General features: G+C 70.7%; 9 protein-coding genes and 2 pseudogenes. 10 read left to right on the top strand and 1 reads right to left on the bottom strand.

All coding sequences use genetic code 11. The features are described 5' to 3' along the window. From AC07BF_RS37170 to AC07BF_RS37135, 8 genes and pseudogenes are all read left to right on the top strand, one after another. Positions 1–545 (top strand): annotated as a pseudogene (locus AC07BF_RS37170) (2-oxoacid:ferredoxin oxidoreductase subunit beta); the annotation flags it as partial. A gap of 55 nt (positions 546–600) precedes the next feature. Continuing rightward, the gene (gene dxr, locus AC07BF_RS37165; protein ID WP_478334555.1) at positions 601–1842 is read left to right on the top strand and encodes a 1-deoxy-D-xylulose-5-phosphate reductoisomerase; all 1242 of its coding nucleotides are present in this window, start codon (positions 601–603) and stop codon (positions 1840–1842) included. Continuing rightward, positions 1839–2786, top strand: coding sequence for a 4-(cytidine 5'-diphospho)-2-C-methyl-D-erythritol kinase (locus AC07BF_RS37160; protein WP_478334554.1), 948 nt, complete (start codon positions 1839–1841; stop codon positions 2784–2786). The genes dxr and AC07BF_RS37160 overlap by 4 nt, the downstream gene beginning before the upstream one ends. A 300-nt stretch (positions 2787–3086) precedes the next feature. Continuing rightward, positions 3087–3797 carry a terpene synthase family protein gene (locus tag AC07BF_RS37155; protein ID WP_478334553.1) on the top strand — a complete coding sequence of 237 codons (711 nt, stop codon included), beginning with the start codon at positions 3087–3089 and terminating at the stop codon, positions 3795–3797. After that, the gene (locus AC07BF_RS37150) at positions 3794–4123 is read left to right on the top strand and encodes a hypothetical protein (protein WP_478334552.1); all 330 of its coding nucleotides are present in this window, start codon (positions 3794–3796) and stop codon (positions 4121–4123) included. The genes AC07BF_RS37155 and AC07BF_RS37150 overlap by 4 nt, the downstream gene beginning before the upstream one ends. A gap of 551 nt (positions 4124–4674) precedes the next feature. Continuing rightward, positions 4675–4974: pseudogene (locus tag AC07BF_RS37145) on the top strand (hypothetical protein); the annotation flags it as partial. Between the two features lie 128 nt (positions 4975–5102). Beyond that, on the top strand, positions 5103–5486 hold the full coding sequence (locus AC07BF_RS37140) for a phosphatidylserine decarboxylase (protein ID WP_478334551.1): 384 nt from the start codon (positions 5103–5105) through the stop codon (positions 5484–5486). Further along, the gene (locus AC07BF_RS37135) at positions 5389–7257 is read left to right on the top strand and encodes a M4 family metallopeptidase (protein ID WP_478334550.1); all 1869 of its coding nucleotides are present in this window, start codon (positions 5389–5391) and stop codon (positions 7255–7257) included. The genes AC07BF_RS37140 and AC07BF_RS37135 overlap by 98 nt, the downstream gene beginning before the upstream one ends. 320 nt (positions 7258–7577) lie before the next feature. Here AC07BF_RS37135 and AC07BF_RS37130 read toward each other — a convergent pair whose 3' ends face one another. After that, positions 7578–8003 carry a hypothetical protein gene (locus tag AC07BF_RS37130; protein ID WP_363633344.1) on the bottom strand — a complete coding sequence of 142 codons (426 nt, stop codon included), beginning with the start codon at positions 8001–8003 and terminating at the stop codon, positions 7578–7580. Positions 8004–8663: 660 nt separating this feature from the next. On the opposite strand from AC07BF_RS37130, the gene AC07BF_RS37125 reads away from it, so the two are divergent. Together AC07BF_RS37125 and AC07BF_RS37120 are read left to right on the top strand one after the other, a co-directional pair. After that, a complete protein-coding gene (locus tag AC07BF_RS37125; RefSeq protein WP_478334549.1) occupies positions 8664–8987 on the top strand; it encodes a hypothetical protein in 324 nt (107 codons plus the stop codon). Further along, the gene (locus AC07BF_RS37120) at positions 8980–9309 is read left to right on the top strand and encodes a hypothetical protein (RefSeq protein WP_363589716.1); all 330 of its coding nucleotides are present in this window, start codon (positions 8980–8982) and stop codon (positions 9307–9309) included. Before AC07BF_RS37125 ends, AC07BF_RS37120 begins: the two co-directional genes overlap by 8 nt. The last annotated feature ends 201 nt before the right edge of the window (positions 9310–9510 follow it).

Here is a 9510-nt window from a genome sequence, read left to right as displayed (position 1 = left end):
CGCTCTCGCTGGCGATCGGCGCCGAGGCGACCTTCGTCGCCCGCACGATCGACTCGGACCGCCAGCACCTGCAGTCGGTGCTGCGGGCGGCGGCCTCGCACGAGGGCACGGCGCTGGTGGAGATCTACCAGAACTGCAACATCTTCAACGACGGCGCGTTCGAGGCCCTGAAGCAGCCCGGCACCCGGGACGAGGCGCTGATCCGGCTGGAACACGGGCAGCCGATCCGCTTCGGCGCGGACCTGGCCGGCGGCGTGTTCCGCGGCCCGGACGGCGAGCTGTTCACCGCGCCGGTGACCGCGGACAACGAGGCACGGGTCCTGGTCCACGACGCCCACGCGGCCAACCCGGCCACCGCCTTCGCGCTGTCCCGGATCGCCGACGCCGACACCCTCCACCACACCCCGATCGGCGTCCTGCGCGACGTCCACCGACCCGTCTACGACGAGCTGATGGCAGGTCAACTTGCCATTGCTTCACAACAGATGGGCACTGGCTGCCTCACCACGCTGCTCACCGGAACCGATTCCTGGACCGTCGCCTGAAGAGCAAGCACACCCGATCACCCCGGCACAGTACGAACAGACAGGACGAAGATCCATGGCAGTTCCCGGGACCCACGCCCCCATGGCCATCGCCGACATCCACCTCCCCGGTGATCCGCCGCTGGGGCGACGGGACGTAGCCGTCCTGGGATCCACCGGATCGATCGGCACCCAGGCCGTCGACGTGATCCGCCGCAACCCCGACCGCCTACGCGCCGTGGCACTGGCCGCGGGCACGCGCAACCTGCCACTGCTGGCCCAACAGGCCCTCGACCTCGGTGTCGAGACCGTGGCCACCTCCCGGCGCGAGGCCGCACCGGCCCTGCGCCTGGCCCTGAAGTCCCAGGCGAACGGACGGCGGCTGCCCCGCGTCCTGGCCGGACCTGAGGCCGCCACCCAGGTCGCGGCCATCGGCTGCCACCGCGTCCTGAACGGCATCAGCGGCTCGATCGGACTCGCCCCCACCCTGGCCGCCCTGGAATCCGGGGCACGACTCGTCCTGGCCAACAAGGAGTCCCTGATCGCCGGCGGCCCCCTCGTCCGAAGACTCGCCCGCCCCGGCCAGGTGATCCCCGTGGACTCCGAGCACTCCGCACTGCTCCAGTGCCTGCGCGGCGGCCAGCGCCGCGAGGTGCGCCGACTCATCCTGACCGCCAGCGGCGGTCCCTTCCGCGGCTACACCCGGAGCCGACTCGACCGGGTGACGGTCGACCAGGCCCTCGCCCACCCCACCTGGAACATGGGTCCGCTGGTCACCGTCAACTCCGCGACCCTCATGAACAAGGGCCTCGAAGTCATCGAGGCCCACCTCCTCTTCGACGTGCCGCTGTCGCGCATCGCCGTCGTCGTCCACCCGCAGTCCGTCGTGCACTCCATGGTCGAGTACGCCGACGGCTCCACCCTGGCCCAGGCCAGCCCGCCCGACATGCGCATCCCGCTCGCGCTCGGCCTGGGCTGGCCCGACCGGATCCGCGACGCCGCACCCGCCTGCGACTGGTCCACCGCTGCCACCTGGGAGTTCTTCCCGCTGGACACCGAGACCTTCCCCGCCGTCTCCCTCGCCCGTCAGGCAGGCGACGAAGGCGGCCTCGCCCCGGCCGTCCTCAACGCCGCGAACGAGGAATGCGTCCGTCTCTTCCTGACCGGCCGCATCCCGTTCACCGCGATCGTGGACACCGTCCGCCGCGTCCTGCACGCCACCTCCCGCCCCGTCCCCAGCGCCGCCCTCACCCTGGCGGACGTCCGCAAGGCCGATTCCTGGGCCCGCACTCAGGCCAGGGAGCTGTCGACCACATGAACACGGCCACGCCTCCAACGCCCCGTAGCGTCACCGCGACGGCACCGGGAAAGATCAACGTCCAGCTCTCCGTAGGCGCCCACCGCCCCGACGGCTATCACGCACTCACCACCGTGTTCCTCGCCGTCGCACTCCACGACACCGTCACGGCCACACTCGCCGCCACCGGGCGAACCACCGTCACCGTCATTGGCACCGACGCACAACGGGTGCCGACGGACGCCACCAACCTCGCCGCACGCGCCGCACAGCTCCTCCGCGAACACCACGGGACCGACGCCGGAGTGGCCCTGCACATCACCAAGCGGATCCCCGTCGCCGGAGGCATGGCCGGCGGCAGTGCCGACGCCGCCGCCACCCTCCTCGCCTGCAACGCCCTGTGGAACACCCGGGCTACCCCTGCCCAACTCCACGCCCTCGCCACCGAACTGGGCAGCGACGTACCCTTCGCCCTCCTGGGCCACGCCGCCCTCGGCCGGGGCCGCGGCGAGATCCTCACCGACCTGCCCGTCACCGGCCCCCTCCACTGGGTCCTCGCCCTCGCACACGGAGAACTCGCCACCCCGGCCGTCTACGCGGAACACGACCGCCTCCACACCCTGCGCACCGCCGACGCCCGCCTCAGGCCGCAACCTCCCGCCGATCCGGCCCTGCTCGCCGCGTTGAAGACCGGCGATGCCACCGCACTCGGCGCAGCGCTCGTCAACGACCTCCAACCAGCAGCCCTCTCCCTCCACCCCGCGCTGGCCGCCACCCTCCACACCGGAAGGACCGCAGGCGCCCTGGGTTCGATCGTCTCCGGCTCCGGCCCCACCTGTGCCTTCCTGGCCGCGGACGCCCACACGGCAAAGTCCGTGGCCCGCGCCCTCGCCACCTCCAAGGCCGTCCGCCGCGTCCGCACCGTCAGCGGCCCCGCCCCGGGCGCGCACATCACCACCCGCTGAGCTGGGATTCAACAGCCTCGCGGCGAAGAAAGGTGCCATCGAGGGAGTTCGCCGGGGCTTACCGGACACCCGACGGCCGCGCCCGGCCCGTCGGGTGCGCGAACCCGCACGGGCCGTGACGAGGAAACCCGCCTGGCCCGGGCACACCCGTACCGAAGCCGCCAGGCCACGGCGAGGGCCACGCACCGAACCGGCGCAGAGAAGGGCCGGCTCGCCGCGAGCGCGGGGCCGGCGCACAGCGGCCTCCGCCCATCGACCCACGCACCACACCACGATCCGCGACAGGAGTGAAGCCGCACCATGTGGAAGCAACGAGTCACCGTCACTCTTCCGACCTACGAGATACCCCTGCCGGTTCGCCCGGCCCCCTTCGAGCACATGGTGATCCGAAGCGAGGAGCCCTGGGCGAGGCAGATGGGAATCGACGACTCCACCATCGAGTCCTACCATCACGGTCTCAACAGCGGCCGTCTCACCTCACTGGAGTACCCCGCCTCAGGCCTGGAGGACTGCGAGCACCTCAACCGCTGGATGTGGTGGTACTTCTACTACGACGACCAGTTCAACGGCCCGCTCGGCCATGACCTGCCCGGCACCCGACGCACCATCGAGGCCACCCGCGAAGTCTTCCGGGGACGCCGGCCTGAGCACTCGGACCTGCGCAACTGGACGCTCTACCACCTGCGTGGCGAGCTCTTCGCCGCAATGCCGGCACCCTGGTGCGACAGCTTCATCGAGCACTGCGATCTCTGGCTCCACGGCTACCTGTGGGAGACCGGCCTGCGCATCGAGGACCGCATCCCCGGCCTCGCGGAGTTCACGTCCAATCGGCTGTGGACCTCCGGCATGAAGATGACCGTCGACCTCGTCGAGTACGCGGTCCGGGCCACGCCGCCCGAGCGGTTCATCAGGCACAAGGAGATCGATCAACTCACCACCGACCTGAGCAACATCATCGCGTGGTCCAACGAAATGAACTCGCTGGCCATGGAACCCAATTCCACCCGGTGAACAACCTGGTCTACGTCTTCTACTGGCATGAGACCCACGACATGCAGGAGGCGGTGGACCGGACCCACGCCCTGTACCAAGCCGTGTGCCGGGACGCCCTCGCCGTCCAGCACCGGCTCCCGGCCATCATGGACGAACTCCAGCTGTCCCGGTCCGAGCAGGGCATTGCCTGGCGCTGGCTGGAAGCGGCGTACCACTGCATCGGCGGTGGCCTGGCCTGGCAGCTGGAAACCGGACGCTACGACACCCCGACCGGCCCCGTCGACATCCCCGTCCCGGAGCTCAACCCGGTCCCGGAGCTCAACCCCGACCCTGCCGAAGCCTGACCAGGGAAGAAAAGGGAAGAAACTCGCCAGACTGACGACACGTCAATCATGCCAAGCCGTCCCGGAACCCATTCGACAGGTCAGCGGCCAATCCGATGGTGGCGCCCCCGACGCCGACCCGACTACGGCCTACCGCTCCCGGAAAAGGGGAACCCCCGATGACATCCGCAGTCCCCCACATCGGCCAACTGGACCCCACCCCGCCGCAGGCCCCCGGCACGTTCCCGGTCACTTCGCGGTCATCCTCGACGGCAACAGGCGACGGGCCCGCAGGCACGGCCACCCGGTCGCCTCCCTGAGCTCGCCCTGCCTCTCGGCAGATCCGGAGACGGCGATGCCTCAACCTGTTCTGTACATTCAACGGCTCTGCCCCGTCATCGGCGGGACCGAAGGCTGACTGACACGTCGGCCATCACGTGAGTGACGTCAACGGCCACCGTCATCCTTTCGAGTCCCTTTGGCGACGAACCGTGTTTCCTCGCCTGTTGCGAGGGTGAGACTCGCGAGGATCTCCACCTGGACGTGGTCGATCGAATGCCAAGGAGACAGACATGCTCGGCGACCTCACCGGCGCCCTGACCGACGCCCGCTACCGCACCTCGTTCGGGCGGGTCGCCGGCTATCTTCCGAAGGACCGCCGGGCGGTCGACGCCTGGTTGGCGGACCTCGCGGACCGGGCCCGGGACCGTAGGGAGCCGCGCAGTCCCGCGGTCGTGACCCTCAAGAAGCTGATCGAGACCGACACCGGCATCCAGGCGCTGGTATCCGAGATGCTCGAACGGCTCCCGCGCGGCCTCCAGCCGGTCCACGGCGTCGAGCACCTGTTGCAGTGCGTGGACCAGATCATCACCACCGCGTCCGAATACCGCGCCAAGCCCGAGGAACGGATCCTCTTCCCGCTGTCCGCGACGTCCTCCAGCTGCTCCCCGCCACCGGCTACCACCGCTGGCACGCACCGGTCGACGGCGTGGTCCGGCACATGGAGATCGTCCCCGGCCTGCTGTTCGGCACAGCCGGGCTCGACGGTTCGGGCCCCGCCGGCCAGGGGCCGTCGCTGGGCGGTGCGGCGGCGTCCAGCACCCGGGCCCTGGTGTTCATCGAGAGCACCGCTCCCCGCATCGGCATGGTCTGCCTCGCCGTCGTCGGCATCAGCGAGATCTCCTCCGTCACTCCCACCGTCCGCACGGACCAGGAAGTGAGGAAGGGCGACGAGCTCGGCCACTTCGGCTACGGCCGATCCTGCTGCTTCATGGCCTTCGAGCCGGATGCCGACCTTGAGCCCGCCGTCGCACCCGCCGCCGACATCGCCCCGGAAGCCGCCCCCCAGGTCGCCACCAACGCCCCCATCGCCAACGTCAGGTAGCGTCCGGGGTCGCCGGGCCGCTCGCAGCCGCCTTCAGCCGGTTCCGGTGCCGGGGCACGACGACCCGGCCCCCGGGCGGCAACGCCATCCGATGCCGCCCCCCCGGGTCGGCACACGATCATGTGGACACGCACCGTGGCCGCACGCACCGAGGAATCCCCCTTTGCAGCCTGCATCCCCCCATCACGGACGCCGTCGGCCCGCCCGGCTGACCGCCGCCCTCGCGCTCCTGACCACCCTGGCACTGACGGGCGTCCAATCGACAGGAGCCGCCGCCCGCACTCCCCATGGCGCCTCGCAGACCCGAAGCGGCGCGCTGTCCCCGCAGGAACACGCCGAGCTCCTGAAGGAGGCCACCCAAGCCGCCATCGCGACAGCGAAGGCGCTGAACCTGGACCCGCGCGAGAGCCTGCTGATCGACGACGCCACCCGGGACGCGGACGGCACGGTCCACTTCCGCTACAACCGCACCTTCGCCGCGTTGCCGGTCCTCGGCGGCGATCTGATCGTCCACCGCACCCCGCAGGGCGCCCTCACCGACACCCGCGCCCACCGGGCGCCGATCAGTGTGCCGACCCTCACGCCCACGGTTCCGGCCGTCCAGGTGATGCAGTCGCTCAATACCACGACGCTCCCGCGCCTGGTCGTCTGGTCGGCCGCCCAAACCCCCGCGTTGGCATGGGAATCCGTCCTGGACGGCACCCAGGAAGATGGCACCCCCAGCGAACGCCACATCGTGACCGACGCGACCTCGGGCACCCAGCTCTACACCTACGAGGCCGTGCACACCGGCATCGGCCAAGGCCAGTACAACGGCACGGTGCCCCTGGGCACCAAGCACAGCCTGTTCCGGTACGAGATGAACGACACCGCCCGCGGCGGCCACCGGACCTACAACCTGCACCACGCCTCCACCGGCCAGGGCGAACTGTTCACCGACCAGGACGACCGCTGGGGCAACGGCACCCAGAGCGACGACGAGACCGCGGGCGTCGACGCCCACTACGGCGCCGCCGCCACCTGGGACTACCTCCAGCAGGTGCACGGGCGCACCGGAATCCGCGGCGACGGTGTCGGCGCCTACAGCCGTGTCCACGCCAGTGACAACTACACGAACGCCTACTGGGACAACGGCTGCTTCTGCATGACCTACGGCGACGGGCCCGGCAACGCCAAACCGCTGACCGAACTGGACGTGGCCGCACACGAGATGATCCACGGCCTGACCTCCGCCACCGCCGGCCTGGAATACCAGCGCGAGTCCGGCGGACTCAACGAAGCCACCAGCGACATCCTCGCCACCGCCGTAGCCTTCCACACCGACAACCCCACCGACGTCCCCGGCTACCTCATGGGCAAACGCCTCAACCTCAACGGCAAGGGCACCCCGCTGCGCTACCTGGACCGACCCTCCCGGGACGGACGCTCCCCCGACTACTGGTACGACGGCATCGCCGACATCGACGTCCACTACTCCTCCGGCCCCGCCAACCACTTCTTCTACCTACTCGCCGAGGGCAGCGGCCCCAAGACCATCAACGGCATCGACTACGACAGCCCCACCATCGACGGCCGCACCATCACCGGCATCGGCCGCCTCGCCGCCGAACAGATCTGGTACCGGGCCCTGACCACCTACATGACCACCACCACCGACTACCACGACGCCCGCGCCGCCACCCTCCAAGCCGCCGCCGACCTCTACGGCCCCGGCAGCACCGCCTACGCAACCGTCGCCGACACCTGGTCAGCCGTCAACGTCAACAGCTGACACCAGCCCGCACACCGCACCCACGGCCAGCCGCTCAGGCGACACAGCGGTCCTGCCATCGCCCGGTCCGGGCAACGCGCCCCGGGAAGCAGCGCCGCCTCGCGCTTCCCCTGGAAACCGAGCCGTTCCACTGTGCCACGGGGCGGTTCACGCCGTGCCCCGCCCGGGCCTGGGGGGGGTGGCGGGGCACAGCGTGCGGTGCTCAGCGGTCGTCGCCGAGTTCCTGGTGCATCCGCGGCTGGTCGTCCTGCTCGTGGGTGGCATGGGGGAGCTCTACTGCCCTCGGTAGCCCGATCGGCTGACGCAACGTTGGGCCAGGGCTAGGAGCGTGGGTCTCTAACTGGGAGTGCGTGGGTGCGGATCTGGTGCCGTTTCGTGCTGCGGATCCGTAGTGCTGCAGCGCAGGCGGCGACGAAGATCATGGCGATGCCTGTGCCGGTCAGCACTTGGCGGGCCCCCAGGGCGGTGGTAAGGGGGACGAGTTCCACGGCCACGGCCGCGGGACGGGCCGCTGCCGGGTCGCCGCCGACGGCCCGGCAGGCCAGGAGCGTGAGGGCCGGGCGCAGGGCCTTGCCGTCGGTCGGGTGGTCGAGGTGGACGCGGTCGTCGGTCCACCAGCCGAAGTGCAGCCCGGCGAGGTGACGGATGTGCGCGGGCAGGCGGTTGACCTGGGTGCGGATCAACGGCCTGACGGTGTCCGCGCTGTGTGCCAGGATGCGTTCGCAGTCGCGGGGTTCGTCGGACACCGGGCCTCGCCTTCGAGTGGCAGTGCGTCAGGATCGGGCGGGAGGCGGCGGGTCCGGCCGGGCACGACGGGTCCTTGCCGGCCGCTTTCGTAAGCGTTCAGCGCGATGGTCCCTATGCCAACAGATCCACAGCTGCCCCGGTACGGCGTGCGGCCCGAACATCGGAGCACGGCCGGCTCCGGCTCGCGCCCTCGTCCCGGCCCCCACGCCTACACCCGTCGCACCACAGGTCGGTGGCCGCCGGAACCATGAGACGGGCCATCCCCTCCATGAACATCCCTGGCGGGGAAGGCATTTGGGGCCGACGGCGCGCGCCTGGGTCCGGCGCGGCCCCCGTGTCGACCGTCGCGCGGCCGACCCGGCGGCCCCGTTCCCGTCTTCGCGTTACCACCCGATCCCGCGGACTTCCCACGGGTGTCGGGGCGGCGGGAAACGGTCGCGGCCGGGGCAGCGGGCGCGTGTACGGCGCGCTCTGCGCCGGCAGCCGGAACACGATGCCTCCCGAGCCCCCCGCACGCGGGGTTGCCACCGAGGTGCGTACTGGCGTGCACTCAGAGAACTGAACGCTTTCCGTCCGAACCTTCGGCCACCGACCCGGAGGATCGCGGGCGATCAGGCCTTCTCGCGTGCTCACACCCCAGCAGTGAGGAACACCCCCTCATGAGTGAGTCCCGGCCGCGACGCGGCATCATCCGGTCCCTGCGCACCATCGTCGACGACGCCAAAGAGATCGCCGACGAACTCATCGAGCGCGCGGCGGAGCTGGAGTGCAACCTCCGTGACGCCATCATCGACCTGCTGGAGGAGAACGACCCGTTGAAGGAGAACACGGGGGGCAAGCCCTCCGATGACACCCCTTGTCGCCCTGCGGGTGGCGGGGGCGAGAGAGACGAAGGGGCGGAGCTGGCGGGCCTGCGGGCGGAACTGGCCGCCCTGCGGGAAGAGCTCGCCCGCCTGTCCAAGGCTTCGCCGACACATGACTGACCCGAAGAACCACAACGGGGTCGGCAGTGCCGGTGTGTCCGGCCCGCCGACCGACGCGGAGGTGGAACGCCAGCTGGTCCGGGCAGAGAACGGGCTGCTGGTGGACGCGCTCACCTACCGGCCGGTCTCGCTGGCCGAGCTGGCCGACGACGTGCGCAGCGGTCTCCGGTTCCGGGCCCGGGACAGCAGCGGCGGCGAGTGCACCTACCAGGTCCTCGTCCAGGCACTCCTCGCCACACTCGTGCCCGGGCCGACAGCGGGCGCAGCGGAACTGTTGTCCGCCGCCGTCCGCGACGGCCTCCCGACCGGCCGGACCACGTAGGACACCGGACAAGAGACAGACGAAACGGCACCGGGCAACCGGGGGGAAAGCCGGGGCAACGCGGCTCTCTCCTTGCTCGACGCGCTGTTCCCGGTATCGGCCCGTGCGTGGCCGCCCTGTCTCTGGAGGCTGTGTGTCCGCTCGTGCGCTCTACGTCTCGGGGGTCCTGGGGCGTCTGCTCGCCGACGAGTTGCGGCGCCC

Source organism: Kitasatospora sp. NPDC043950 (assembly GCF_056435345.1).
The sequence above is the reverse complement of the archived record's forward strand: the minus strand, read 5'-3'. Positions and strand labels throughout refer to the sequence as shown.